Annotated in this window: 23 protein-coding genes and 2 pseudogenes; 13 read left to right on the forward strand and 12 right to left on the reverse strand. The window is 63.1% G+C overall.

Features of this window, described 5'->3' with window-relative positions:
* Positions 1–539: 539 nt before the first annotated feature.
* Complete coding sequence (locus tag B0G80_RS19440) at positions 540–1,751, reverse strand: MFS transporter (RefSeq protein ID WP_116119044.1); 1,212 nt, start codon at positions 1,749–1,751, stop codon at positions 540–542.
* Positions 1,752–2,141: 390 nt separating this feature from the next.
* Here B0G80_RS19440 and xdhA point away from each other — a divergent pair, with 390 nt between their 5' ends.
* The 3 genes from xdhA (at position 2,142) to xdhC (ending at position 6,716) form a co-directional block, all read left to right on the forward strand.
* On the forward strand, positions 2,142–3,665 hold the full coding sequence (gene xdhA / locus B0G80_RS19445; protein ID WP_116119045.1) for a xanthine dehydrogenase small subunit: 1,524 nt from the start codon (positions 2,142–2,144) through the stop codon (positions 3,663–3,665).
* A 33-nt stretch (positions 3,666–3,698) separates the two neighbouring features.
* Complete coding sequence (xdhB, locus tag B0G80_RS19450; protein WP_116119046.1) at positions 3,699–6,065, forward strand: xanthine dehydrogenase molybdopterin binding subunit; 2,367 nt, start codon at positions 3,699–3,701, stop codon at positions 6,063–6,065.
* A gap of 69 nt (positions 6,066–6,134) precedes the next feature.
* A complete protein-coding gene (xdhC, locus tag B0G80_RS19455) occupies positions 6,135–6,716 on the forward strand; it encodes a xanthine dehydrogenase accessory protein XdhC (protein WP_258878911.1) in 582 nt (193 codons plus the stop codon).
* Between the two features lie 56 nt (positions 6,717–6,772).
* Here the strand turns inward: xdhC and B0G80_RS19460 are convergent, their stop codons facing one another.
* The 3 genes from B0G80_RS19460 to B0G80_RS19470 form a co-directional block, all read right to left on the reverse strand.
* Positions 6,773–7,753, reverse strand: coding sequence for a LysR substrate-binding domain-containing protein (locus B0G80_RS19460; protein WP_116119048.1), 981 nt, complete (start codon positions 7,751–7,753; stop codon positions 6,773–6,775).
* Positions 7,754–8,022: 269 nt separating this feature from the next.
* Entirely contained in the window at positions 8,023–8,673 is a 651-nt protein-coding gene (locus B0G80_RS19465) for a 2-hydroxychromene-2-carboxylate isomerase (RefSeq protein ID WP_116119772.1), read from the reverse strand.
* Between the two features lie 93 nt (positions 8,674–8,766).
* Positions 8,767–10,260: a TAXI family TRAP transporter solute-binding subunit gene (locus B0G80_RS19470; RefSeq protein ID WP_116119049.1), complete on the reverse strand. Its 1,494-nt coding sequence runs from the start codon at positions 10,258–10,260 to the stop codon at positions 8,767–8,769.
* A 556-nt stretch (positions 10,261–10,816) separates the two neighbouring features.
* Between B0G80_RS19470 and B0G80_RS19475 the strand changes: the two genes are divergently transcribed.
* Complete coding sequence (locus tag B0G80_RS19475; RefSeq protein WP_106284445.1) at positions 10,817–11,170, forward strand: BON domain-containing protein; 354 nt, start codon at positions 10,817–10,819, stop codon at positions 11,168–11,170.
* A 250-nt stretch (positions 11,171–11,420) separates the two neighbouring features.
* Complete coding sequence (locus B0G80_RS19480) at positions 11,421–11,669, forward strand: hypothetical protein (RefSeq protein WP_116119050.1); 249 nt, start codon at positions 11,421–11,423, stop codon at positions 11,667–11,669.
* A gap of 56 nt (positions 11,670–11,725) precedes the next feature.
* On the opposite strand, the gene B0G80_RS19485 is transcribed toward B0G80_RS19480, so the two are convergent.
* The gene (locus B0G80_RS19485; RefSeq protein WP_116119051.1) at positions 11,726–12,514 is read right to left on the reverse strand and encodes a sulfite exporter TauE/SafE family protein; all 789 of its coding nucleotides are present in this window, start codon (positions 12,512–12,514) and stop codon (positions 11,726–11,728) included.
* A gap of 252 nt (positions 12,515–12,766) precedes the next feature.
* Positions 12,767–13,414, reverse strand: coding sequence for a LysE family translocator (locus B0G80_RS19490; RefSeq protein ID WP_116119052.1), 648 nt, complete (start codon positions 13,412–13,414; stop codon positions 12,767–12,769).
* 346 nt (positions 13,415–13,760) lie between these two features.
* Between B0G80_RS19490 and B0G80_RS19495 the strand changes: the two genes are divergently transcribed.
* The 4 genes from B0G80_RS19495 to B0G80_RS19510 all read left to right on the forward strand — a co-directional run bounded on the left by B0G80_RS19495 (position 13,761) and on the right by B0G80_RS19510 (position 18,664).
* Positions 13,761–14,654, forward strand: coding sequence for a LysR family transcriptional regulator (locus tag B0G80_RS19495; RefSeq protein ID WP_116119053.1), 894 nt, complete (start codon positions 13,761–13,763; stop codon positions 14,652–14,654).
* A gap of 235 nt (positions 14,655–14,889) precedes the next feature.
* A complete protein-coding gene (locus tag B0G80_RS19500) occupies positions 14,890–15,867 on the forward strand; it encodes a hydroxymethylglutaryl-CoA lyase (protein WP_116119054.1) in 978 nt (325 codons plus the stop codon).
* Positions 15,864–17,108 carry a CaiB/BaiF CoA-transferase family protein gene (locus B0G80_RS19505; RefSeq protein WP_116119055.1) on the forward strand — a complete coding sequence of 415 codons (1,245 nt, stop codon included), beginning with the start codon at positions 15,864–15,866 and terminating at the stop codon, positions 17,106–17,108. The genes B0G80_RS19500 and B0G80_RS19505 overlap by 4 nt, the downstream gene beginning before the upstream one ends.
* A gap of 71 nt (positions 17,109–17,179) precedes the next feature.
* On the forward strand, positions 17,180–18,664 hold the full coding sequence (locus B0G80_RS19510) for an MFS transporter (protein ID WP_106284436.1): 1,485 nt from the start codon (positions 17,180–17,182) through the stop codon (positions 18,662–18,664).
* 45 nt (positions 18,665–18,709) lie between these two features.
* Here the strand turns inward: B0G80_RS19510 and B0G80_RS45920 are convergent, their stop codons facing one another.
* The 3 genes from B0G80_RS45920 to B0G80_RS19520 all read right to left on the reverse strand — a co-directional run bounded on the left by B0G80_RS45920 (position 18,710) and on the right by B0G80_RS19520 (position 21,241).
* Complete coding sequence (locus tag B0G80_RS45920; RefSeq protein WP_166679071.1) at positions 18,710–18,850, reverse strand: hypothetical protein; 141 nt, start codon at positions 18,848–18,850, stop codon at positions 18,710–18,712.
* 126 nt (positions 18,851–18,976) lie between these two features.
* Positions 18,977–19,444, reverse strand: a complete 468-nt coding sequence (locus B0G80_RS19515; RefSeq protein WP_116119056.1) for a hypothetical protein — start codon at positions 19,442–19,444, stop codon at positions 18,977–18,979.
* 255 nt (positions 19,445–19,699) lie between these two features.
* Entirely contained in the window at positions 19,700–21,241 is a 1,542-nt protein-coding gene (locus tag B0G80_RS19520) for a hypothetical protein (RefSeq protein WP_258193586.1), read from the reverse strand.
* Between B0G80_RS19520 and B0G80_RS46910 the strand changes: the two genes are divergently transcribed.
* Positions 21,216–21,662, forward strand: coding sequence for a hypothetical protein (locus tag B0G80_RS46910; protein ID WP_258878912.1), 447 nt, complete (start codon positions 21,216–21,218; stop codon positions 21,660–21,662). The two genes, B0G80_RS19520 and B0G80_RS46910, sit on opposite strands and share 26 nt — an antisense overlap.
* Positions 21,663–22,422: 760 nt before the next feature.
* On the opposite strand, the gene B0G80_RS46915 is transcribed toward B0G80_RS46910, so the two are convergent.
* Positions 22,423–22,590 carry a hypothetical protein gene (locus tag B0G80_RS46915; protein WP_258878979.1) on the reverse strand — a complete coding sequence of 56 codons (168 nt, stop codon included), beginning with the start codon at positions 22,588–22,590 and terminating at the stop codon, positions 22,423–22,425.
* Between B0G80_RS46915 and B0G80_RS19525 the strand changes: the two genes are divergently transcribed.
* Entirely contained in the window at positions 22,513–23,583 is a 1,071-nt protein-coding gene (locus B0G80_RS19525) for a glycosyltransferase family 4 protein (RefSeq protein WP_258878970.1), read from the forward strand. The two genes, B0G80_RS46915 and B0G80_RS19525, sit on opposite strands and share 78 nt — an antisense overlap.
* Positions 23,584–23,613: 30 nt before the next feature.
* On the opposite strand, the pseudogene B0G80_RS48065 reads toward B0G80_RS19525, so the two are convergent.
* Positions 23,614–23,856: pseudogene (locus B0G80_RS48065) on the reverse strand (hypothetical protein); the annotation flags it as partial.
* A gap of 238 nt (positions 23,857–24,094) precedes the next feature.
* The gene (locus tag B0G80_RS46925) at positions 24,095–24,514 is read right to left on the reverse strand and encodes a hypothetical protein (protein ID WP_243856609.1); all 420 of its coding nucleotides are present in this window, start codon (positions 24,512–24,514) and stop codon (positions 24,095–24,097) included.
* Here B0G80_RS46925 and B0G80_RS46930 point away from each other — a divergent pair.
* Entirely contained in the window at positions 24,513–24,725 is a 213-nt protein-coding gene (locus B0G80_RS46930) for a hypothetical protein (protein WP_243856611.1), read from the forward strand. The two genes, B0G80_RS46925 and B0G80_RS46930, sit on opposite strands and share 2 nt — an antisense overlap.
* Before the next feature lie 753 nt (positions 24,726–25,478).
* Positions 25,479–26,563, forward strand: a pseudogene (locus tag B0G80_RS19535) (glycosyltransferase family 4 protein).
* Positions 26,564–26,670: the final 107 nt, after the last annotated feature.

Raw genomic sequence — 26,670 nt, forward strand, 5'->3', positions numbered from 1 at the left:
TGCACTGCGCTGTCGACGCGATGATCTTCTGAGGAGACGGCCGCACGATTACCTTGCTGCGAACATGCGCAGCACACGATTGCCAACAGGACGGGGTAAACGAAACGCATTGCATCATCCTTATCGTTCATCTGCGCCGGACGATTGTAGGGGGAACGATATAAGCGTTATGTGCGACCTCGCACGAAAGCGGAGGCATCGAACATACGGAGGACGCGCAGCGGAGACGTCCAGACGTCTAATGAAGTAAACGCCAGAGAACAAGATATCAGACCGCGCCAGAAGCGACCGCGCAGCGCAAGTCGAGAGGTATGACTGTTGTGTCCACAGGAGCGGAATGTGCGAGAGCACAGATTCCAGATGCACCACTAGCGAGGGCGGCGCGGGGGCCCGCTTATGAGCTAGCGGTGTGAAACGGCTTTCTTTGCCTACTTTCTTTGCGCGGCGGCAAAGAAAGTAGGTGCCTGCCCCGCACAGGGGCGACGCTAATAAACCGCCGAGAATTCAAGGAAAGGCCAAAACCGAAAGAACCCAAACCCTCACAACGCCGCAGGCAAATTAGTCACCTTAGCATTCCGAAGATAAAGCAAAGTAGACAACCCCACCCCTGCAGCAGCCGCAACAGCGGCAAAGAGGAAAACCGACCCATACCCAAACTCCCCTGCGATATACCCCGCCAGCGGCCCAGTAATCCCAAGCGAGAGATCCAGAAACACGGAATAAGCCGACAAAGCCGCTCCCCGGCTAGCCGGCGGCACGAGCCCCACAGCCTCGACCCCGAGTGCCGGAAACACCAACGCAAATCCGAATCCGGTCAAAGCCGCGCCGGCGAGCGCAATATGAGGCTCGGGCGCCAGCCACAACATCAACAGCCCGGCACACTCAAACGAAAACGAAGCAATCGCGACCCGAAACCCGCCGTAGGTCTTGATCGTATTGGCAAACAACAACCGCGCGCCAATAAACAGCGTCCCGAACACCGTCAACGACAAAGCGGCATTCGGCCAATGCCTGGCCGCATAAAACAGCGTGATAAAAGTAGCGATCGACCCAAACCCGGCTGAACCGAGCGCCAACCCAATCCCGTGCGGCAACACCCGCGTGAACACACTCCGATACGACATGCGCTCGCCATGCACAATCGGCACCGACGCGATCGGACGAGCCAGATAAAAACCAAGCGCCGCGAGCAGAACCACCAGAATCCCCAATGCGGCAAACCCAACCGTATGCTCGATCGCCACGCCCAGCGGCGCGCCGACTGCCAGCGCGCCGTATGTCGCGATACCGTTCCACGAGATCACCCGCGCATTGTTGCTGGTGCCGACCCGGCCGATGCCCCACAGAATCGCACCCGTGCCGCACAGACTCTCACCGAAGCCCAACACAAGACGGCTACAGACCAGAAGCCCAAGACTCACCACCGGCCAGCGCCCGCACAGCACAGCCAGCAGCAACAAAACCCCGCTCGCGCCACAACCCAGCAAACCGATCGTCACAGTCCGCTTCGGCCCCAACGTATCGGCAGAACGGCCGGCCAGCGGCCGCGACGCCAATGTCGCCAGATATTGCACGCTGATCGCCGCGCCCGCCAGCACGGCGCTGTAACCGAGATCGTCGTGGACATAGCCCGGCAGCACCGCGAGCGGAATTCCGATCGTCAGATAGCAAAGAAACGTGAAAAAGACGACCGGGATGATCTGCATGGTCGTCGCGAATTCGCTGCGAGGTGTCGCTGAGTCGGTGGACATGGGGAAAACGAGACTTGAAATCGGCGAGAAGGCGTGATTTTCCCATGGAACCGATTCTCTTGCAGGACTTGCTTAATAATTCATCCGACGAAAATCCGTTCCGGGACCCATATAGTGGTCCGTTTCCGCGCCGTCAGTGCCTAATTTTTGAGCGAACCTGGCCAATGCGCCCTCGCTGAAACTGTCCGTTATGCGGCATAAAATGCGAAAACACAGCAAAACGTCATGATCACCATAAGCCAACCGCCTCCCAAATCCATCTCGATATCTTTTCGCGGATATGTCCCGCATGCGATCCGAGCTATGGGTTGTATTTATTGACGGTGATAGTTTTCGAACCATCACTGCTGCAGGTCCCCACGGACACAGAACATTCGAGAGTAACGAGACATGACTGAGCCGATTCGCTTCTACCACCGCAACGCGATCCGCGAGATCAAGGACGCGCCCGTCACCCGCACCGTCCTGCAATATCTGCGCGAAGACGCGCATTGCACCGGCACCAAGGAAGGCTGTGCCGAAGGCGATTGCGGCGCGTGCACGGTCGTGGTCGGCGAGCGCAACGCGGCGGGCGGCGTCGATTTCAAGGCGGTCAGCGCCTGCATCCAGTTCGTGCCGACGCTCGACGGCAAAGCGCTCTACACCGTTGAGGACCTGCGCCAGCCGGACGGCTCGCTGCATCCGGTGCAGGAAGCGATGGTGGAGTGCCACGGCTCGCAGTGCGGTTTCTGCACGCCAGGCTTCATCATGTCGATGTGGTCGCTGTACGAGAAGCACGGCCACGAACATAGCTGCGCGAACAAGACCGTGCCGTCGCGCGAGACGATCAGCAACGCGCTGACCGGCAACCTGTGCCGCTGCACGGGCTATCGTCCGATCGTCGACGCCGCCGTGCGCATGTTCGAAGCGCCCGCGCCGAAAGCGCCGGTCAACATCGAAGCGCTGTCGAAAACGCTCGCCACGCTCGAGCGCAAGGACACCTTCCACTATCAGCACGCCGGCCAGCAATTCGACGCGCCGCGCACGGTCGAAGCGCTCGCCAGGATCAAGGAAGCCGCACCGGCCACCCGCATTCTCGCCGGCAGCACGGACATCGGCCTGTGGGTTACCAAGATGATGCGAGATCTCGGCAACATCGTGTACGTCGGGCAGATCGCCGAGTTGCAAAAGCTCGAAACCAACGACGAATGGATCGAGATCGGCGCCGGCGTGAGCGTCGAAAAGGCTTACACGGAAATCATCAAGCAGTACCCGGAACTGTTCGAAATGCAGCAACGTTTCGCGTCGCTGCCGATTCGTAACGCCGGCACGCTCGGCGGCAATATCGCCAACGGTTCGCCGATCGGCGATTCGATGCCCGGCCTGATCGCCCTCGGCGCGCGCGTGATCGTGCGGGGCGGCGAGATCGAGCGTGAAATGCCGCTCGAAGACCTGTACCTCGCGTATCAGAAGAAGGACATGGCGGAGCATGAGTTCGTCGTCGGTCTGAAAGTGCCATCACGCACCGGCGTGCGTCAGAACCTGCAGTTCCGCTCTTACAAACTCTCGAAACGTTTCGATTCGGATATCTCGGCCGTATGCGCCGCGTTCTCGTTCATCGCCGACGGCAACTTGATCCGCGAGCCGCGCATCGCGTTCGGCGGCATGGCCGCCACGTCCAAGCGCGCGACGCACGCGGAAGCCGTGCTGCGCGACGCCGAGTGGCACGAAGCCACGGCACAAGCCGCGATGCTCGCGCTCGGCAACGACTACGCGCCGCTGTCGGACATGCGCGCGACCAGCAACTATCGCCTCGAATCGGCGAAGAACACGCTGTACCGCTTCTGGCTCGAAACGCGGCCGAACAATCCGCTGCCCAAGAGCGCGCTGGATGTGCGCGCGGTCGCCGCGGCGTGCGCGCCCGCAGGCGTCTAAGCCGAAGCCCAACGGGTACGGAGAACACACACAATGAATCAGCAAGCCGAACCGTTCCTGAAAGACCTCAAGGAGCTCGACGACTTCACCCAGGTCCACGTCTCGCGTCCGCATGAGTCCGCGCATCTGCACGTGAGCGGCCGCGCGACCTACACCGACGACATTCCGACGCTCGCCGGCACGCTGCACGCCGCGCTCGGTTTGTCGTCGAAAGCGCACGCGAAGATCGTCTCGATCTCGCTCGACAAGGTGCGCGCCACGCCGGGCGTGGTCGCGATCTTTACCGCCGACGATATCCCGGGCGTCAACGACGTCGGCCCGATCATCCACGGCGACGATCCGATTCTGGCCGACGGCCTCGTGCAATACATCGGCCAGCCGATCTTTATCGTGGTCGCGACGTCGCATGACACCGCGCGTCTCGCCGCGCGCCGCGCCGAAATCGTCTACGAGGAACTGCCCGCGATCCTGACCGCGCAACAGGCGCGCGCCGCGAACCAGCACGTACTGCCGCCGATGAAACTCGCGCGCGGTGAAGCGGACACGAAGATCGCCCGCGCCGCGCGTCGCGAAGCTGGCGAAATGCTGCTCGGCGGCCAGGAGCAGTTTTATCTGGAAGGCCAGATTTCGTACGCGGTGCCCAAGGACGACGACGGCATGCACGTCTACTGTTCGACGCAGCACCCGACCGAAATGCAGCACATGGTCGCGCATGCGTTGGGCGTGGCGTCGCATAACGTGTTGATCGAGTGCCGCCGCATGGGCGGCGGCTTCGGCGGCAAGGAATCGCAATCGGGTCTGTTCGCGTGCTGCGCCGCGCTCGCCGCATGGAAGCTGCTGTGCCCGGTGAAACTGCGTCCGGACCGCGACGACGACATGATGGTCACGGGCAAACGTCACGACTTCCACTACACGTATGAAGTCGGCTACGACGACCAGGGCGTGATCGACGGCGTGACGGTCGACATGACCTCGCGCTGCGGGTTTTCCGCCGACCTGTCCGGTCCGGTGATGACGCGCGCGCTGTGCCACTTCGACAACGCGTACTGGCTCTCCGACGTGACGATCGACGGCTTCTGCGGCAAGACCAACACGCAGTCGAATACGGCGTTCCGCGGCTTCGGCGGTCCGCAAGGCGCGTTCGCGATCGAATACATCATGGACAACGTCGCGCGCTCGGTGGGTGAAGACTCGCTCGACGTGCGCCGTCGCAATCTGTACGGCAAGACCGAACGCAACCAGACGCCGTACGGCCAGATCGTCGAAGACAACGTGATCCACGAATTGATCGACGAACTCGAAGCGACCAGTGAATACCGCGCGCGCCGCGCGGCGATCAACGAGTTCAACGCGAACAACGAAATCCTGAAGAAGGGCATGGCGCTGACGCCGGTCAAGTTCGGCATCGCGTTCAACGTGACCCACTTCAACCAGGCCGGCGCGCTCGTGCACATCTACACCGACGGTTCGGTGTTGGTGAATCACGGCGGCACCGAAATGGGCCAGGGCTTGAACACGAAGGTTGCACAGGTGGTTGCGCATGAACTGGGCATCGGCTTCAACCGCATTCGCGTCACGGCGACCGACACCAGCAAGATCGCCAATACGTCGGCGACGGCGGCTTCGACGGGTTCCGATCTGAACGGCAAGGCCGCGCAGGACGCCGCGCGTCAGTTGCGCGAGCGTCTGTCGGCGTTTGCCGCCGAGCGTTTCGGCGCGGGAAATGTGAGCGCGTCGGAAGTGCGTTTCATGCATGACCGAGTGGTGGTCGGCGACGCAATCGTGCCGTTCGAAGAATTGATCGCGAAGGCTTACATCGCGCGTATTCAACTCTGGTCGGACGGTTTCTACGCGACGCCGAAGCTCTACTGGGATCAATCGAAGCTGCAAGGCCGGCCGTTCTACTACTACTCGTACGGCGCGGCCGTGTCTGAAGTGGTGATCGATACGCTGACCGGCGAAATGCGCGTGCTGCGCGCGGACGCATTGCACGACGTGGGCGCTTCGTTGAATCCGGCGCTCGACGTCGGCCAGGTGGAAGGCGCGTTCATTCAAGGCATGGGCTGGCTCACGACCGAAGAACTGTGGTGGAACGCGGGCGGCAAGCTGATGACGCATGCGCCGTCCACCTACAAGATTCCGACCGTCAACGATACGCCACCCGACTTCCGTGTGCGTCTCTTCAAGAACCGCAATGCGGAGGACAGCATCCATCGTTCGAAGGCGACTGGCGAGCCGCCGCTGCTGCTGCCGTTCTCGGTGTTCTTCGCCGTGCGCGATGCGGTGTCGGCGGTCGGCGGCCATAAGGTCAATCCGCCGCTGAACGCGCCCGCGACCAGCGAGGAAATTCTCAAGGCGGTCGGCGCGGTGCGGGCCGCAACCGTAGCGGCGCGTCAATGAACGTGGCCGTAGCGCAGCAATGAGCCGGGAAAGAAGCACGTGAACAACACACTCACTGGAATGATCGCCATGAACGATTTTTCATCCGTTCAGATCGGCCGACGCAGCGCCGTGCAGATGCCGCGTCCGGCGCCGATGCATATCGTGCTGTTCGGCGCGGGGCACGTCGGGCATGCGCTCATCAAGCTGCTCGGCAGCTTGCCGTGCGTCGTCCAGTGGGTTGACGAGCGTGACGAACTGTTCCCGGACGAAACGCCCGCCAACGTGCAAGTCGAAGCGACCGACACGCCGGACGCGATCGTCGATACCGCGCCGCCGGGCGCCTACTTTCTCGTCATGACGCATAACCACGCGCTCGATTTCTCGCTCGCCGCTCGCATCATGCGGCGGCGCGATTTCACCTACTTCGGCATGATCGGTTCGAAGACGAAGCGCGTGAAATTCGAGCGTCGTCTGCTCGAGCGTGGCGTGGATCTGGACCGGCTGGTGGAGATGACGTGTCCGATCGGCGTGGCCGGCATCGTCGACAAGGCGCCTTCGGCGATCGCCGTGGCGGTGTGCGCGGAGTTGCTGCAGATTCGCACGCGGCAGGTCGTGGCGCAACCCCGCGACGCGGCGGCTCTGCGCGAGTGTCTGATGTCTGAGCAATAGATCGGATCAGAATGAGGCGCTCGACCGGCGTCCTTCGAACTGCAAACTCAAAAACGTCAGCCCGTTGCGGCTGACGTTTCTTTTTTGGGCGCCCGCTTCGCACGCCGCACCTTCCGCGCGACCAGCGTATCCGACACTTGAGACATGAGCGTGCGCAGCCAGCCGACATCGCTCGGCCGGTCCGGCTGCGGATGCCACAACTGATAGCACTTGATGCGCGGAAACGGAATCGGCACGTCGACCACGGCGAGCGGCAACATATCCGCGTAGTGCATCGCGAAGCGGCGCGTCGTCGTAAAGATCAGATCGGATTGCAGCAACGTCTGCGGCACCAGCCCGAAGTAGGGCAGCGTGGCGACGATGCGGCGCTCGGCGCGCGCCCGTGCGAAGCCGATGTCGATGGCGCCGCCGCTCGCGCCGCTATACGGCGTTGGCGCGAGATGCGGCGCGGTGAGATACGCTTCGCGCGTCAACGGCATGCGCGTCAACGGATGATCGGCGCGCATCATGCACACCACGGTGTCGGAGAACAGATCGCTGCGCTCGAAACGCGGCTCGGGCTTCGGCCAGTTGCCGATCACGAGATCGAGTTCGCCGGCGTCTAGCGCGGCGGAATAATCGAGCAAAGGGCTGAGCGAACCGATCTCGAGCCGCGCATGCGGCGCCGCCTCGCGAAACTGCGCGATCACCGTCGGCATGAAGAAGTCGTTCAGATAGTCCGGCGCGGCCACGCGAAACGTGCGGCGCGAGCGGCCGGGATCGAAGTCGCCGTGCGGCGTCGCGACGAAGTCCACTTCGCGCAGCACGCGTTGGGCGGAAGCCAGCAGCGATTCGCCATATTCGGTCGGCACCATGCCTGACTTGCCGCGCACGAGGATGGGGTCGTTCAGCGTTTCGCGCAGTTTGCGCAGCGCGGTGCTGATGGCAGGCTGGGTCTGATTCAGACGCAATGCGGTCTGCGTGACGCTGCGCTCGACCAGCAGCGTGCGCAGCACGCGCACGAGCCAGATATCGAGGGAAGCGGCGGTGTCGTCCATGGTTTAAGCAAGGCGGGGCAAACGAATCGGATCCGGTGAGGCGCCGCACGCAGCCACCCGCGGGAACCTCGCAAGCGCGCAGCGCCAACGCGCACGGCGCGAAGGTCATAACCTTAGGCCCGTTTGCGGTGTAGCGGCATAGCGGGCACGGTATGGCCGGCATCAGCAGGGCTGTTTTGTCGAGACAAAGCCGCGCAAGCGAGTCACATCAGCGAGCCACATAAGCGCCGTGCCTTGCGCGTTTTGTCCGCTTTACGTTGACGTATCGCCTACGTTTGAATGTCCGCGAGCCCCGACGGCAGCGAACTGATCCGTTTGACTTCTTTCGATTCGAGCCAGTTCGGCGTGCGCGCGCAGTACAGCACCATGGGCAACGCGTCCTCACCCCAGAACAATTGATCGTTCAGAAAGAAGGTCGGCACGCCGTAGACGCCTAGGCCGATCGCATCCGCCGTATTGCGCTGCAATTGTTCGAGCACCGCTGCGCTTTTGATAATCTCCGGACCGTCGGGCATGCCGACGCGGTCGCACAACTCGGCAAAGGCTGCTTCGGTGGACGGATCGCGGCCTTCACGCCAGATGAAACGAAAGATCTCGCGCACGAAGTTGACGTCGCCCTTCGCCGCGGTGGCGAGCAGCAACGGCTTCATGGAATCGAAGGGATGCGCCGGCGGCATCTTGTACGGAATGCCGAGTTGCTCCGCGCGAAACAGCGCGTGCCGGTACAGGAAGGTGCGTTTCGAGGGCACCCCATAAGCCGGCCGCTGTCCCCAGTGACGATACAGATCGTTCAGGACCACCGGCGTGAACACGAAGTCGAAGCCCGGCCATTTGTCGTGTTGCTCCAGCAACAGGTAGGTAAACGGCGAGACAAAGTCGTAAAACCACAGCGGTTGCCTGGCGTCGATGCCAACGGTCATAAATGTCTCCCGAATTGCCTGTTCCGCACGGCGCGTCTGCTGCACCGTCGGAATTGTAATGATCTTACGCGGTGCAGCCGCGGCTTGCACCCGTCAATATGGTTTGGCGTTGCCTTCGTCGCTGCCGTCGCGCGTTTCGCCGATTTCGGCCGCTTCGTTCGCGGCGGGCGGCGTGGGCTCCGCACCCCGCTCGTCCGAATCATTCTGCGTGCTTTCCGCTGCGTTGGCGGCGTCGTCGCGCTGGGCGTCACGAGCTTGCATGAGCCGCTGGCGAACGAAGCCGATATGCTCGCGCAGCACGTAGAACTGATCCGCATAGGCAAGCGGCATCTTCAGACCGTTGACGGATTCCTCGATCGCGTCGAGCCGCTCGATCAGCGAGGCACGCTCGCTCGGCGAATGATCGCTGAGCGCGCTGCGCTCGATCGCGATCAGCGCGCCGTACCAGCGGTAAATGCGCGACTTCACCCGCCATGCATAGAGCGAGGGCACGAGGCGCAAGGCCGGCACCAGCAACACGATCAGCGGCACTACGACCACCAGCAGCCGGTCGGCGAGACTCGCGAGCCAGAACGGCAGGATGCGGTAGAGGAAGCTCTTGCCTGACTTGTAGTAGCGGGCGGCGTCGTCGCTGATCGGGAAATCGTGCGCGCGCGGCGCGGGGAATTCGCCGGCGCGCTGCATGATGTTCGCCTTGCCGTGCACCTCGCGGGCCGCTTCGATCAGCAGATCGGAAAGCGCGGGATGCAGCGAGTCGCGCGCCACCAGCTCGGCGGTCGGCGCCACCATGTGAATCGGCGCGGATGGCAGGTTCTTGCCGAGGTCGAACGCGCCCATCGGCATTTCGAGTTGCGTCAGGTAGGGAAACCGGCGCGTGTAGGCGTCGGCCTGCGAGAAATCGTAGAACTGCACGTTCGGCGTGCGGTACAGCTTGCCCATCACCGCGGGTTGCGCCGAATCGCCGGCGAGGAAGGCTGCGTCGACCTTGCCGGAGACGAGTGCCTCGGCGGCGTCGTCGCCGGAGAGCGGCAGCAGTTTGGTCGCGCCGCCCGGCACGATGCCATTGGCCTTGAGCAGCGCGAGCGCCAGTTCGCGCGTGCCGCTGCCTTCGGCGCCGACCGCGAGCCGCTCGCCTTTGAACTCGGAAAGCCGCGTGACGGTCGGTCCGTGATAGAAGATCGCGAGCGGCACATAGGCCACGCTGCCGAGCGACATCAGTCCGTCAGCCGCCGGGCCGGGCGCGACGCCGTCCTGCACGAAGGCGACATCGACGTTCGACGTCGGGTCCGACAGCCGCTTGAGATTCTGCAATGAGCCTTCCGACGGTAGCACCTTCAGCGTGATGCGGTTGCGCGCCAGGATCTCTTTGTACTTTTGCGCCGCGGTCCAGAAGGTGCTGCCTTCGGGGCCGGCGCTGATGGTCAGTGTGCTGGGCGGCGCGGGCTGGATCAGCCGCACGGCGACCCAGATCGCGACGGCGGCGATCAGCAGGATTGGCCCGAACGAGACAGCGAGATCGCGCCAGGAGATCGCGACGAAACGGGCGACGAGACGGGGAGGGCTTTTGCGGCCGGTGGCTGGCTTCATCGGATGACGTGACGGCTACGGTCGTAAGTGAACAGGGGCGGCGCTCTGGCGGCGCGCAAGCCGCGCGGCAGCGCGCGTCGCGCCGATGGTACCTGAGATTCACCGCCCGGCGGAACGCGTGGCGGCCGGCAGCGCCGACAAACCCGTAACAAATCGTGAACGTGGCGTGACAGCCTGCGCGCCTGACGCGATTCGCATCTTAAGCGTCTCGAGTATGACTAAACCCGTCTAAACCCTTTGCGCTTCTGGCCCGGCTAGATTAAATTGTGCATCGCTGCCGCGAACGGATGTTTGCGCGGCGCGACCCGGCACGACACACAAGAACCGGGCGCGTCGGCGGACCTCGCGGCTCGCCGGTTTTCGTACCGCACTGCATGCCCCGTCATCGCGGGCGGCAACGGCAATCGGCCTCTCTCGCCTCTCGCACATCGTGTTACTGCCATAGTCGGCCGTTTGCCGGCCGCGCCTTGTCGCGCGCGCCTGGCATGGCCGCCGGAAGTCGTAACGAAGCCGCTTGTAGATGCGGTCCAATGTGAAGCAAAGGAGAAGAAAAGCTATGAAATCGGTCGGTTTTCTGAAAACGCTGGGTTCGGTTGTGGCAATGGTGGTGGCGTGCAATGTGTACGCTCAGGCAAGCGACGCAACGGCAACCGGCACGATGGCCGCGCCCGCTGCGAGCGCCAAGTCGACCAAGAAGGCGAACAGCCAGCTGGGCCGCAAGGTGCGTAGCGCGCTGGCCAAGACACAAGGTGTCGACGTGTCGAACATCGCCGTGCGTGCTCGTGGCGGCGCGGTGACGCTGACGGGTTCGGTGCCTGACCAAGGCCAGATCGACGCTGCCGGCCAGGCTGCCAAGGGCGTCGCCGGCGTGACGTCGGTGTCGAACAAGCTGACCGTTGTGCAGCAGTAAGCAGACTGCGGCAACTGGCGCGGACGGCTCACGCCGTCATGCGCCAGTGTGAGGCAGGCGTGCACCAGGGTTCCGGCAAAAAAACCGGAGCCTTTTTTTATTTTATCTGGCGATTATTGAAGCGGCGATGATAGGGCTTAGCCGTTTCGAACTGAACGGCGGCACGGCCGCGGTCCGTCTGTGCGCTGTGACACACTGCCGACGCACTTCAGAGCGTACTGTGAGGCGTTGGGAACCGGAGTCAAACGCCATGGAAACCCCGCTTTTGCGTTATACCGATCTACCCATCGGCGATCGGGCGGCTTTCGAACTGGTGTGCGCGCGACACGGTTTCGCGCCGGCCCATTTCGACATCAGTGCCTGCGCGGATCCGGGCGATGTGGCGCACGAGCGTCTCGTCACCGTGCGGCGCGGCGGCTGGGCGCAGTCCTATCACGATCGTCACGGTCAATGGATCCGGCAGTTCGAGTCCGATCTGACCTGCCGGTTCTTCAAGTAGCCGCGGGACTTTCGCATTGCCGCGCGTCGATTTGCTCGTTTCGGCGTCAGCCGGTTTCAGGCCAGTACCAGGCGCACGCCCACCAGCGTGAGTGTGGCGGCGAGCAGGTTGCGCAGCAGCGCGTCCGGCGCGCGCGAGGACAGATAGCTGCCGATCGCGATGCCCGGCAGCGACCCCACCAGCAACGACAGCAGCATCGACCAGTCGACCGAACCCAGCAGCCAATGGCCCGCGCCCGCCAGCAGGGTGAGCGGCACCGCGTGCGCGATGTCCGAGCCGACGATGCGCGTGGTGGGCAGCAGCGGATAGAGCAGCAGCAACACCGTCACGCCGATCGCGCCCGCCCCGACCGAAGTCAGCGACACCAGCACGCCGAGCACCGCGCCGGTCAGCATGGTGAGCGCGAGCGTGCGTCCCTGACTTGGCGTGCGCAGTTTGCGCGCGCCGAGTGCCGCGAGTTGCGGACGAAACACCAGCGCCACCGCCGTCACCAGCAATGCCACGCCAAGCACGACCTGGATCAATCGGCTGGCGCCGGGCGTGTCCATCCCATAACGATGCAGCAGGATCAGCGTGATGGTGGCCGCCGGCACGCTGCCGGCGGCGAGGCGCAGCGTGACCTGCCAGTCGACGGAGCCTTTCAGGCCGTGCACCAGCGTGCCGGTCGCCTTGGTCGCCGCCGCGTACAGCAGGTCGGTACCGACCGCGGTGGCCGGATGCACGTTGAACAGCAGGACGAGGATCGGCGTCATCAGCGAGCCGCCGCCGACGCCCGTCAATCCGACCAGAAAGCCGACAAACAGGCCGGAGACGGAGTACAGCAGATCGATGTGGGGAAGTGCCATTGAGCGGACCGCTGACGGTCGGGTGGGTTGGACGGGTTATAGGCGGCAAGGCCGGCGCGCCGGCCTTCGACAGTCGATGGAGGGCGGCGGGAGGGCCGCCGCGGCGCGGCGAAAGCCGCTATTGTCGCAAAACCGCTGCGTTTGCGTATGAAGGGATGCGCGTACGGTCGATCAGCGTTGGCGCGTCGGGCCGGCTCGCGGCTCGCGGCTCGTGGCTTTCGGCGCAGGCGTACGGCGATGTGTTGTCGCCGCTCAAACCGCCCGGCGAATTTCCACGACGCCGAACGCCGCCAGCGTGAACCCGACAATCCGGTCGATGGCCACGCGCAGTTTGCTGCCAATCGCATGGCGCGCGAGCGACACCACGGTCACGAGAAAACACCACCACGCGATCGAGCCGCAAAACACGCCGCCTACCGTGGTCAGCGCAACGCTCGATGAAAACGCGCCGCGTGGGGCGAGCGTGGTGAACAGCGCGGCAAACATGATGACCGTTTGCGGATTGGTCAGCGTGAGCAGCAAGGAACTCGCGTACGCGCGCAGTGCACCGGCGCGGCCCACTTGCGCGAGTTTGCCGTTGCCTTCGCCGTTGCCGTTCGACGCATCGGCGGGCGCTTTTTGCAGCAGCGTGCGCACACCCAGATACAACAGGAACAACCCGGCCAGCAGATGCAAGGGCCGGTCGTACGCGAGCATGAATTGCGAGATGCTGACGAGGCCGAGCGCCGCGATCAGACCATAGGCGGCATCGCCGGTTGCGATGCCGAAACCGATGGCAAGCCCGGCCTGCGGACCGCCGGTCAGCGTGCGGCGGATGCACAGCATACCCATCGGGCCGACCGGCGCGGCAATCGCGAGGCCGACGCCCGCGGCGGTGAGGAAGAGACTGGTGGTTGACATGGCTATCTCTGGTTGATTGTTCTGGTTCGTGCCGCGATTCGCTCGCTGCGCAAAGGTTCGCGGCCGGCAAGGCCCTCAGGATAGCCAGACCGGAAATGCCGGGCAAGTGCGGATGGGATTGCAGGTTGAAGCGACGCGGGTGGTCTAAGCGGCTGCATGGCCAAGTGACCCATGTGCCGGCTCGGCTGAAACGATCCCGGCATCCTGAGCGAACCGGGCAACTTAAGCGAACCCGGCAACCCAGGCACCCCAGGCAACTCCCGCGGTGGATACCCTGGGATGGCCTCGGCCGCCGTCATCGTCGGGCATAATTTTCCCACTTCAAACCGTGGGAGCACGCCCGCTCATGTGGCAGATCGATCAGGTGACCTTGCGCTTGTTCATTGCCGTCTGCGAGGAAGGCACGATCGCGCGAGCGGCCGAACGCGAGTTCATCGCGCCGTCTGCGGTCAGCAAGCGGCTCGCCGATCTCGAGGCGCTGGTCGACGTCGCGTTGCTGTCGCGCAGCCAGCGCGGCGTGCGCGCGACCGCCGCGGGTGAGGCGCTGCTGCGGCATGCGCGGCTCATCATGCGCGGCCACGAACGCCTGCAGGCCGAACTCAGCGAATACGCAGCCGGCGCACGCGGTCATGTGCGCGTGCTGGCGAACGTGTCGTCGATGGTCGAGTTTCTGCCTGAGGCGCTCTCGGCGTTTCTGAAAGCGAACCCGCGAATTCGCGTGGACGTCGAAGAGCGCGTGAGCGCGGAGATCGTGCGAGGGCTGGAGGAGGGCGTCGCCGATCTCGGCATTTGCCGCGACGCGGTGCCGCTGGGCAGTCTCGACGTCGTGCCCTATCGCTCCGATCATCTCGCGCTGATCGTGCCGCGCAATCATCCGCTCGCGGGCGAGGCCGCGATCAGCTTCGAGCAGACGCTGGCGTTCGACCACCTCGGACTCTCGTCGAATGCATCGGTGAACGCGCTGATGCAGCGCATCGCGGTGGAGAAGGGCCACGAACTCAACTATCGCACCTACGTGTCGACGTTCGACGCCGCCTATCGTTTCATCCAGGCCGGTCTCGCGGTGGCGATCCTGCCGCGCGAAGCGCTGCCCCGCCATGCCGCCGACGAATACGGCATCATCGCCGTGCCCTTGCGCGAAGCCTGGGCCGAACGGCGCTTCGTGATTTGCATGCGCGACCGCGAGGCACTGACGCTCGCGGCGTCGCATCTGCTCGATCATCTGTTGAACGCGGTGTGAGCCGAAGCCCGTGGACCCAGCGGCGTCCGCGCATCAAGGCCCTCTGAAAAGCCCTTAAGGGTTTCCCCTTTGCGACGGCTCACGCCCGTCCCGCCTGCCTGAGCCGCCATCGCGAGCGGCGATGGAGTGCGTCGCCAACGCAGACTTTCGCGCACGCCGATGCGCGGGCACGCTGTCACTCAGTTGCTTCATCTCCCCGCATTCTCCGCGGCATTCAAGACCGGGATTCAAGACCATGAGTGACATCCAGGAGCGCGTCGTCGTGACCGAAGTCGGTATGCGAGACGGTCTGCAAAGCATCGCCCGCACGATGCCCACCGAGTTCAAACGGCGCTGGATCGACGCCGCCTATGCCGCCGGCGTGCGCCATATGGAAGTCGCCTCGTTCGTGCCGGCGAAGCTGCTGCCGCAGATGGCCGATGCCGACGAAGTCATCGCCCACGCGCTCGCCTACGACGATCTGATCGTGACGGCGCTGGTGCCAAACGTGAAAGGTGCGCAGCGTGCGCTCGAATCCGGCGTGCACCGGATCGTCGCGCCGATTTCGGTGAGCACCGCGCATAGCCTCGCGAACGTCCGGAAGACGCCGGCCGAGATGATCGAGGCCTTCGCGGCGATGCGCGAGTTGATCGACGGCGCGTCCAAAGCGGGCGCGCGGCGCGTCGAATTGATCGCAGGCTTGTCGACGGTGTTCGGTTGCACGCTGCAAGGGGCGGTGCCGTACGCGGATATCGCCGCGATCGCCCGCGCCGCGGCGCAAGCGGGCGCCGATGTGATCGCGCTCGGCGACACCACCGGCGAAGCGACGCCGCGCCAGGTCGGCGAGATCATCGAACTGGTGCGCGACGTCGTGGGCGGCAAGCTGCGCTCGCTGCATTTCCACGACACGCGCGGTCTCGGTCTCGCCAACACGCTGGTCGCGCTGCAACACGGCATTCGCGAATTCGACGCGTCGCTCGCCGGGCTCGGTGGCTGTCCGCATGCGCCGGGCGCGACAGGCAACGTCAACACCGAAGACCTCGTGTTCATGCTCGACAGCATGGGCTATGAGACCGGCATTGACCTCGACCGTCTGCTCGCGTCGCGCGTCGTGCTCGCCGACGCTTTGCCCGGCGAACCGCTGTACGGCTATCTGGCGCGCGCCGGCTTGCCCAAACAGTTCAGCGCCGCCCGTCAACGTTTCGAATCCTCCGACTCGCAGGTACTGCAATGAATCCGCTTTCTTCTCCTTCTTCTTTGTCTTCGACGCCGCAGCCGCAGTCTGCCGCGCTGCCGCTCGCGGGCATTCGCGTGGTCGAGTTGTCGCATATGGTGATGGGCCCGACCTGCGGGATGATTCTCGGCGACCTCGGCGCCGAAGTGATCAAGGTCGAACCGCCGCGAGGCGACGGCACGCGTCGTTTGCTCGGCACCGGCGCGGGCTTTTTCCGCACCTTCAATCGCAACAAGAAAAGCGTGGCGCTCGACCTCGATAGCGAAGCGGGACTGGCCGCGCTGCACAAGCTGGTCGATACCGCCGATGTGTTCGTCGAGAACTTCAAGCCCGGCCGCATGGCGAGCCTCGGTCTCGATTACGCCTCGCTGCGCGAGCGCAATCCGAAGCTCATCTACGTCTCGCACAAAGGCTTCCTGAACGGTCCATACGAACACCGTCTGGCGCTCGACGAAGTCGTGCAGATGATGGCCGGCCTCGCCTATATGACAGGACCGGTGGGCCGTCCGCTACGCGCGGGCAGTTCGGTCAACGACATCATGGGCGGCATGTTCGGCGCGATCGGCGTGCTCGCCGCCTTGCATGAACGGCACGCGAGCGGCCGCGGCAAGGAAGTGCAGAGCGCGCTGTTCGAGAACTGCGTGCTGCTCTCTGCGCAGCACATGCAGCAGTTCGCCGCGACCGGCGTGCCCGCCGCGCCGATGCCCGAGCGCATCAGCGCATGGGCCGTGTACGACGTGTTCACGCTCGCCAACGAAGAGCAGATGTTTATCGCCGCGACCGGCGACGGTCAGTGGCGGGCGCTGTGTGCGATTCTCGGCCGCGCGGATCTGCTGGCCGACCCGCGCCTCACCACCAACAACGACCGCGTGCAGGCGCGCGAATGGCTGCTGCGGACGCTCGGCGAAACGCTGCGGCAGTTCGAAGGCGCGGCATTGGTGCCGCAGTTCGAGCGCGACCACATTCCGTTCGCATCGATCACGAAGCCGGAAGAGCTGTTCGACGATCCGCATCTGAACGAGAGCGGCGGTCTCGCTCGCCTGACGCTCGACGACGGCAGCGAAACCGCCATGCCACTGCTGCCGATTTCACTCGACGGTGCACGTCTGCAACCGCGTCAACCGATCGCGAAGATTGGCGAGCACACCGCGCAAGTGCTACGCGATCTGGGCTACGACGAAGCGCAGATCGTGGCGCTGAACGGCGGCTCGAATCAGATGCCGCGTGAAGCCGCTGCCTGAGCGCTGTGCCCAGCATCGAACTTAGTGAAATCAATCTCATCCGGCGCGAGACCGGACCAAGGAGACAGACGATGAAGTCGTCGAATCAAGCGGTGTATGCAACGGCGGTCGGCGATGCCGGCGCGCTCGGCGGATTGCCCTCCGGCGCGGGCGCATCCGCGAATGGCCTTGCCGACGAAATCGCGCGGGACGGCGCGCGCATTTCCGCGCGGCTCGACCGCCTGCCGGCCACGCGTTCGATCTGGAAGCTGGTGATGCTGCTGAGCCTCGGGCTCTTCTTCGAACTGTACGACCTGATGTTCTCCGGTTATATCGCCCCGGGACTCGTGCGCAGCGGCATTCTCACCGCGACGACGCACGGATTGTTCGGCACGAGCGGTGTGGCGAGTTTCATTGCGGCGTTGTTCGCGGGTCTGTTCATCGGCACGGCCGCGTGCGGGTTTCTCGCCGATCGTTTCGGACGTCGAGCGATCTTCACCTGGTCGCTGCTCTGGTACACGGCGGCCAACATCATCATGGCGTTTCAGGATACGGCGCTTGGGCTCAATCTGTGGCGTTTCATCGCGGGAATCGGCATTGGCGTGGAGATCGTCACGATCGGCACGTACATCTCCGAACTCGTGCCGAAGCATGTGCGCGGCCGGGCGTCGGCATGTGCGCAGGCAGTCGGGTTTTGCGCGGTGCCGATTGTCGCGTTTCTCTCGTATCTGCTGGTGCCGCATCGTTACTTCGGTATGGATGGCTGGCGTCTGGTCGTGCTGACCGGCGTGGTCGGCGCGATCGTGGTGTGGTGGATTCGTCTGCGTTTGCCGGAGAGCCCGCGTTGGCTCGCGCAGAAAGGCAGGATCGACGAAGCGGACGCGATCATGACGCGGCTGGAAGCACGCGTCGAGCGTGAATACGGACGACCGCTGCCGGAACCGGCGTTGCCCGAACCGGTGCGCGCACGGGCGGCCTTTCGCGATCTGCTGGTGCCCCCGTATCGCAGGCGCACGTTGATGCTGATCGTCTTTCACGTATTTCAGACGATGGGGTATTACGGCTTCGCGAACTGGATTCCGACCTTGCTGATCAAACAGGGCATTACGGTGACGACGAGTCTGATGTACGCGAGCATCATCGCGATTGCCGCGCCGCTCGGGCCATTGCTGGGACTGCTGATTGCCGACCGTTTCGAGCGTAAGACGGTGATCGTCTGCATGGCGGCGGTGAACGTAGTGTGCGGCCTGGCGTTCAGCCAGGCGCGCGAGACGGTCTTGCTGGTGAGCCTGGGCGTGTGTCTCGTGCTAGCGGGAAATATTATTTCGTATAGCTATCACGCGTATCAGGCCGAGTTGTTTCCGACCAGTATCCGGGCGCGGGCCGTGGGATTCGTTTATTCGTGGAGCCGGATTTCGGCGATGTTCTCCGCGTTCGTGATCGCGGGATGTTTGAGCCGCTTCGGCGTGGACGGCGTGTTCGTGTTTATTTCCGGAGCGATGGCAGTGGTGATGCTGGCCATTGGAATGCTCGGGCCGAAGACACGGGACGTGGCGCTGGAGGATATTTCGAAGTAATTCGCTGACGAGAATGCCCGCCGGTGTGTGGCGGGCTTGCTTGCTTTAGTGCTTCTTCTGCGTTGCTGACACGCTCGGTGCTACGCGGATCGGCGGCGCGCCGGATGGCGAAGTGGCGGGTTGGGGTTTCTTCGCCTGCTTCGGTTTCTTGACTTCGCGGTTACTGCGCATTTGACCTTTTGCCATGATGGACTCCCCAATTGGCGGTTTTTGCTCTACATACGAGCAATACGCTAGTGTGCGCCTGTTTTAGCACTTTATGTTGGGGTTTCTGTTTTCCAGACGCTTGCCTGGCTTGGGTCGCAGCGAAACTTACATCAGGCCCAGCAGCCTGGCCGGCGTGCAACTTACGCAAGAAATCTGGCCGGTTTTTTCCAGTGCGATGAAAGCGATTGCCAGCGCCACGAGAATAATCGACGCGACGGCGAATATCTGTTTCTTGCGCGAGCGTCGCGAAGCGGTTTCGGCAACGGCCGCGATCTCAGGCACGGCAGCCACGGTCTGCACCGCTACTGCGGGCTCCGCATGCAGCGCGTCGACATCCTTGACGAGTTCCGAGAGCACGCCCAGTTTTTTGCCCACAATCTTTCGCTTGAGATGGACGCGCTTGAGTTCGCTCTCGAGTTCGGTGAAATACGACTCCAGTGAATTCGATTCGGCTTTCAACCGTTCGAGCATCGACGATACGTCTTCGGCTGCTTCAGGTGTGGAGAGGGGAATGTTGTGATTCCAGCTTTCAGCGATCGGATTTCTGTAGTTCATCTGGTAGGTGTTGCTCACGTCTTACCTCGCCCGCTGAGATTACTGGCCTATCGACCGTTTAAAGGAATAGTGGATTGTAGGCAGCCCAAACTTGCTTAGCTATAAGACAAATCTCAAGGTATTGGTGCGATCCTGCGACATCGTGGCTCGTTCGATACCGACCTTGCAGTGCCTGTTTCGAACGGTCAAAAAAAGAACGTCAGCCGGCCCATGAGCCGGCTGACGTTTTCATGTCCGCCGAGTACCCGAATCCGGGTCTGTCAAACGCGCGTCTTACATAGCGGCGTAACCCACCGGCGTCGTCGCGTTGGCCTTGGCGACCGATGCATTGTTCGACACCACATACACCGGCGATTCGGTCAGATTGAGCGTCAGCACACCATTGCTGTAGTTCGCATTGGTTGCGTTGCCCATCATGTCGACCACCTTCACGGTGCCGCTCGTGCCCGGCGCGTCGACGTTGAGGCTGTACGCAACGCTATAGGTCGAGCTGAAGCCCGCGCTCGCGCTCCACACGTTATTGTTGTGCGCCCACAAGGCGGTGACGACCGCGCCGTTGCCCACTTGCTGGAACGCGTAGGCGTAGACGCCGGTAGGCGTGCCGTTCACCGGACCGAGGGTGGTGGTGCCATCGAGCGTGTGCGTCATCGCGCTGATCGCCATGGCGACCGGCTTCGGACTGATATTGGTCGCGCCGTACGCGCCTTGCGCATCGCTCAGGTCGAAGAAGGTGCCGTAGCCGACTTCATCCGGATAGTCCGCGCCGTAGAACACGTAGGTCTGATCCGCGCCTTCGCCGAGCGTGATGATGTGCATGCGCGCCGCGACCGCCGCTTGTGCGTACAACACGTTCGCGGTCGGATAGTTCGGACCGTACGACGTGCCGAGGTCGTAGCTGATGCCCGCTTCCGTCGAGAATAGATGCATGCCGGTCCGATAGTCGGTGGCCATTTCCGCGCGCAGGTTGCGCATCTGGCCGCGCAATGAACCGTCGGCGGTGGACGGGTCGCTGTCGTAGCGCTCAGGCGGATGCGACGGCGACGTGCCCGCGTCGTAGTAACCATGCGTGGCGACCGCGTCGATGTATTGGCCGAAGCCGAGCGACGCGAGGCGCTTCAGGTGCGAAGTGGTCAGGCTCGGAAAGGCATCGGCCGGGCCCATCACCATCGCGTGCGGGTCGGTCGAATGAATGCCCTGGTAGGCCGCCTGGTACAACGCGACAAAGTTGGCGTCGGTGTCGGTCCACATCTGGTTCGGTTCCCACGTCACCTGATAATAGTTCGCCGACTGGGTCGGGAAGTACGCGGCGCGAATCGCGTTCGATTCCGTGCCGACACGGCTCATATAGCTCTGGTAGTACGACATGTCGGTCGGCAGCCTCGTGTCGTCCTGGAAGGCGCCGGTGCTGCTCGCCCACGCGGGAATGCCGTCGAGGCGGATCAGGCGCATCACGTTGCCGCTCTTGTAGAACGAGTCGAGATTATTCGCCGACGGGTTGAACGTGTTCGGTCCGTTCGGTTCCGTGCTGGAGAGCTGGCGATCGTCGATGGTCGACGAAATGCCCAGTGCGGCGAGCAGCGGACCGTTGTCGTTCGCGCCCTGCATGCCGAAGCGATGCTGCTCCTGGCGCGCATACGTCACGGCCGGGACGACGCCGGACAGGTTCGGCGTCACGCCGAAGCTGGCGATGCCGACCGGACGCGTGCCGGCTTGCGGCAACTGTCCGCCGTTCTTGGCCAGCGTGCCCGTCGCCGCGAAATAGCCGGCAAGTGTCGAGGTGCAATCGAACGTGATAGTTTTCGCGCCGCTCGGCACGGCGGTGCTGCCGCTCGCGGCGACGCGGCCGAGCGTGTCGGTGACGGCCCAGTTCAGCGTGTCCGCGCTCGGCGCGTTGGTGTTGAAGACGAGCTGGAAGGTGCTGCCGGACGCGAAGATGCGCGTGCCGTCGGCGCTCGGCGTATCGGCCGAGATCGTTGCGCTGCCCGAGCCGCCCGACGTGGTCGGCGAGGCGCAGCTCATCGCCGCGGTGGCGCCCGTGGCGCTCAATGCAGCGGTGCCGGTGCTGGCGTTGCCGGCGGCAGAGGTGCTGGCCGAACTGCTTGAACCGCTGGTGCCGCCGGACTGCGCTGCCGCGGTGCTGGCGGCGCCGTTACTGCCGCCGCCACCGCCGCCGCATCCGGCGAGTGCGAGAGAGAGTGTCGAGAGTAGGAGTAGTCGTGATTTCATCAATCTGTAAGCAATGCGTTAGCTGATCGGCGTCTACGTCCTCGCGCAAAGCGCGTTGGGGAGGTCGAGCGAACAGCGGGGTTCATTTGCAAGCCAGCCGATGACCGAGGCTTCGACACTGGCGTCCTGAGTGCGCAGCGTCGTGACTGCGCGAGGGTGATGCCTTCCCGGGATACCGGCTCCGAAGCGCTTCTGTGCAAAGAAGCGTTTGTCATACGAAACCGCACCGCTGACATGAGCGGGTTTTGGCGGAATCGGACGACCGGGGAAAGTACGACGAAAACGGCCAGCCTATTGAGGAGTAGCGCGATTCAAATCGCAGCACGTGAAGTCATGGCGCGAGCGGACGAATTTTTTACTGTCCGTAGGCTGGAACAACTCAGTTTGGGAAGAATCGACCGCAACGATACGCATTAGTATGCTTAAAAGACGTAACGAGTCGTTACGTATGAACATTAATGCAGTACTAATTGCTTTGTTCGTACGAACATATCTGTCAGGCAAGACTAGTATTTATCCGCCACATCGAATTAGGGTCGTAAAAATTTGAAACGGATGCCTAACTATCCAGCGAGATCAATCGACTGAGAAATGGGCGTTAGCGCTCATTGGTCAGCCGAAAAGCTCTTAGGGTTGGCGTAAAAGTGCTGGACCTTGGGTGTAAGGTTTCTTCGCGACATGGACTTCGCAGCGGAACTGTCGCTGTTTTACGAAAGCATTGATGCGCTCCGAAAAGCGGAACGCCCCAACCACGATGTTGGATGCCGGCGTTATTTTGCGTCTGCAATAACGGGGGCGGCATCCCTCCGCTGCGCAAAAAAGGCGGTTATCCAGAGAGATAGATCGTGAGGATTCTTCAACTGGTTCATGCACCGCGTTTGTCCGGGGCGGAAGTACTCGTAAAGGGATTGGCCATTCATCATCAGCGCGGTGGCCATGAGGTCTGCATGACATCGCTGCTCCCGGAGCAGGAGGATTTCGCCGCCATTCATGCAGAACTTCAGGCAGCCGGCGTCACGTGTCTGTTTCCCGAGGTTCGCTACGGCAGGGTGGGAAAGCTGCTGCACCTGTATCGCGTGGTGCGGCGGTTCCGGCCCGATTTCATCGTCGCTCATGCCACGCTTGCCGCGCTGTACGTGCGCCTTCTGCCGGTCCATACGCCGATTGCGTGGGTCATGCATTCCGGCGTCAACGATTTCGAGAACGGCGCGCTCAAGCGGGCCGAACGCCTGCTCTCACGGCGGGCGAGAGCCATCATCGGCGTGTCGCAGCAGAATATCGACGACTACCTTCGGGAGATTGGCCGGCATCCCTCCATGGTCGTGATTCCGAATGGCGTGGATGCGCAATTGTTCTCGGAAGGCAACGATGTCGCCGCGCCGGACATCGGCATGCACCCGAAGCAGATCGTCCAGCTCGGCCGCTATATCGAAGGCAAGAGCCAGCTGGACACGATCCGCGCATTCGAACGCGTGCTGCAATCGGAGCCGGAGGCGCGTCTGCTGTTGTGCGGCGTCGTCGAAGATCTCGACTATCACCGGGCGGTGCTGTCGCTGGTTCGTCAGCTCGGCCTGGAAAACAGGGTGACGGTGGGCGGGCCGCGTTCCGACGTCGCCGCGATTCTGCGCGCCTCGCGGGTCTTCGCGATGCCGTCGCGTTTCGAAGCACAGAGCATTGGTTTTCTCGAGGCGCTTGCGTCGGGCATTCCAGTCGTGGCGAGCCGGATTCCCTCGTTCGGTTTTGCGAGCGCGTTCGCCGGCGTCAGCCTGGTCGATACGACCGACGCCGAAGCCTACGGCCGCGCGTTGTTGCACGCGCTCGACACGCCGCGCGCGAACCGGCAGCTGGCCGGCTACACGCTGCACGACACCGCGGATTGTTACATGACGATCGCGCGGAAGTTTGTTCACCCGCTGCAGGTTTCGGCCTGAGGTCGATCGGACCGGCCGTCTTGCGTAACGTTACTGCGCGAGCCGGTCGATTCGCACCGTCTCCGAGAAAAGCCCCGGCAGTTTGCCGAGTTCCTGAGCTTCGCCCAGCGCCAGGCCGTTCCCGGATGGATAGCGCGTGATTGACGGCGCGCCGCCGGTGAAATAGAAATCGCCGAGGGTCGCGTCGGTCCGGCGAAACAGCACGAGTGCCGTCCCATGTTCCGCCTTGTACATGGCGATGAAATTCGCGTCGGTGTCGCGCCATGGCAGACCGCCGTCGGCGTCCGGTTCCCACGTCACCTGATAGTAGTTCGCCGATTGGGTCGGGAAGTACGCGGCGCGAATCGCGTTCGATTCCGTGCCGACACGGCTCATATAGCTCTGGCAGTACGAAATATCGGTCGGCAGCGTCGTGTCGTCCTGGAACGCGCCGGTGCTGCTCGCCCAGGCGGGAATGCCGTCGAGGCGGATCAGACGCATCACGTTGCCGCTCTTGTAGAACGAATCGAGATTATTGGCCGACGGGTTGAACGTGTTCGGGCCGTTCGGTTCCATGGTGGAGAGCGCCGGACAGGTTCGCCGTCACACCGAAGCTCGCGATGCCGACCGGACGCGTGCCGGCTTGCGGCAACTGACCGCCGTTCTTCGCGAGCGTGCCCGTCGCCGCGAAATAGCCGGCGAGCGTCGAGGTGCAATTGAACGTGATGGTCTTCGCGCCGCTCGGCACGGCGGTGCTGCCGCTTGCGGCGACACGGCCGAGCGTGTCCGTGACGGCCCAGTTCAGCGTGTCCGCGCTCGGCGCGTTGGTGTTGAAGACGAGCTGGAAGGTGCTGCCGGACGCGAAGATGCGCGTGTTGTCGGCGCTTGGCGTATCGGCGGAGATCGTTGCGCTGCCCGAGCCGCCCGACGTGGTGGGCGAGGCGCAGCTCATGGCCGCGGTGTTGCCTGCGGCGTTCAGCGCAGCGGTGCCGGTGCTGGCGTTGCCAGCGGCGGACGTGCTGGCCGAACTGTTTGGGCCGGCGGTGCCGGCTTGGGCTGCCGCGGTGCTGGCGGCGCCGTTACTGCCGCCGCCACCGCCGCATCCGGCGAGTGCCAGGGAGAGTGTCGAAAGAAGGAGTAGTTGTGATTTCATCAATCTGTAAGCAATGCGTTAGCTGATCATGGGTCGACGTCCTCGCGCAAAGCGCGTTGGGAGGTCGGGTGAACATCGGGGTTCATTTGCAAGCCAGCCGATGACCGAGGCTTCGACACTGGCGTCCTGTGTGCGCAGCTTTGCGGCTGCGCGAAGGTGATGTCTTCCCGGGATGTCCGCCCCGAACGCATTTCTCTGCAGAGAAACTCTTGTCATACGAAACCGGACCGCTGACAGAAGCGGTTGGCGGAATCGGACGACCGGGGAAGGTACGACGAAAACGGCCAGCGTGTTAAGGAACAGCGCGATTCAGATCGCAGTACGCGAATTCACGGCTGGGCCAATGAATTTTTTACCGCCCTGTAAGCAAGACAAGCCGATTTGGGAAGAATCGACCGCAAGAATACGCATTAGTCTGTTTAAAAGAAGTAACGAGTCGTTACGTATGAACATTAATGCAGTACTAATTGCTTTGATCGCACGAAAATATCCGTCAGGCGAAACCAGTATTTTTCCGCCATGAAGAATTGGGGTCTTATTTATTTGAAATGGATGCCTAACTATCTGGCGCGGCTAATCGACTCAGAAATGGGCGCTAGGGAAACGCCTATTTATTCAGCTCGGAGGTGATCGCTGGCGTAGCTGAGGACGTTAAGAAGGAACGCGCCATACGATGTTGGATGCCGACGTTATTTGGGGTCTGCAATAACGGGGGCGGCATCCCTCCGCTGCGCAAAAGGGCGGTTATCCAGAGAGATAAATCGTGAGAATTCTTCAACTGGTTCATGCACCGCGTCTGTCCGGCGCAGAAGTACTCGTAAAGGGATTGGCCATTCATCATCAGCGCGGTGGCCATGAGGTCTGCATGACATCGCTGCTTCCGGAGCAGGACGATTTCGCCGCCATTCATGCAGAACTTCAGGCAGCCGGCGTCACGTGTCTGTTTCCCGAGGTTCGCTACGGCAGGGTGGGAAAGCTGCTGCACCTGTATCGCGTGGTGCGACGGTTCCGGCCCGATTTCATCGTCGCTCATGCCACGCTTGCCGCGCTGTATGTGCGCCTTCTGCCGGTCCATACGCCGATTGCGTGGGTCATGCATTCCGGCGTCAACGATTTCGAGAACGGCGCGCTCAAGCGGGCCGAACGCCTGCTCTCACGGCGGGCGAGAGCCATCATCGGCGTGTCGCAGCAGAATATCGACGACTACCTTCGGGAGATTGGCCGGCATCCCTCCATGGTCGTGATTCCGAATGGCGTGGATGCGCAATTGTTCTCGGAAGGCGACGACGTCGCCGCGCGGACATCGGCGTGCACCCGAAGCAGATCGTCCAGCTCGGCCGCTATATCGAAGGCAAGAGCCAGCTGGACACGATCCGCGCATTCGAGCGTGTGCTGCAATCGGAGCCGGAGGCGCGTCTGCTGTTATGCGGCGTCGTCGAAGATCTCGACTATCACCGGGCGGTGCTGTCGCTGGTTCGTCAGCTCGGCCTGGAAAACAGGGTGACGGTGGGCGGGCCGCGTTCCGACGTCGCCGCGATTCTGCGCGCCTCGCGGGTCTTCGCGATGCCGTCGCGTTTCGAAGCACAGAGCATTGGTTTTCTCGAGGCGCTTGCGTCGGGCATTCCAGTCGTGGCGAGCCGGATTCCCTCGTTCGGTTTTGCGAGCGCGTTCGCCGGCGTCAGCCTGGTCGATACGACCGACGCCGAAGCCTACGGCCGCGCGTTGTTGCACGCGCTCGACACGCCGCGCGCGAACCGGCAGCTGGCCGGCTACACGCTGCACGACACCGCGGATCGTTACATGACGATCGCGCGCAAGTTTGTTCACCCGCTACAGGTTTCGGCCTGACGTCTATCGGACCGGCCGGTCCGCGCTACTGCGCGAGCCGGTCGATTCGCACTGTCTCCGAGAAAAGCAAGTAGGCATGGGGCGCGGCGGGCGCCGGAATAGCGAAG

The sequence above is a fragment of the Paraburkholderia sp. BL6669N2 genome, assembly GCF_003387275.1.
GTDB lineage: Bacteria > Pseudomonadota > Gammaproteobacteria > Burkholderiales > Burkholderiaceae > Paraburkholderia.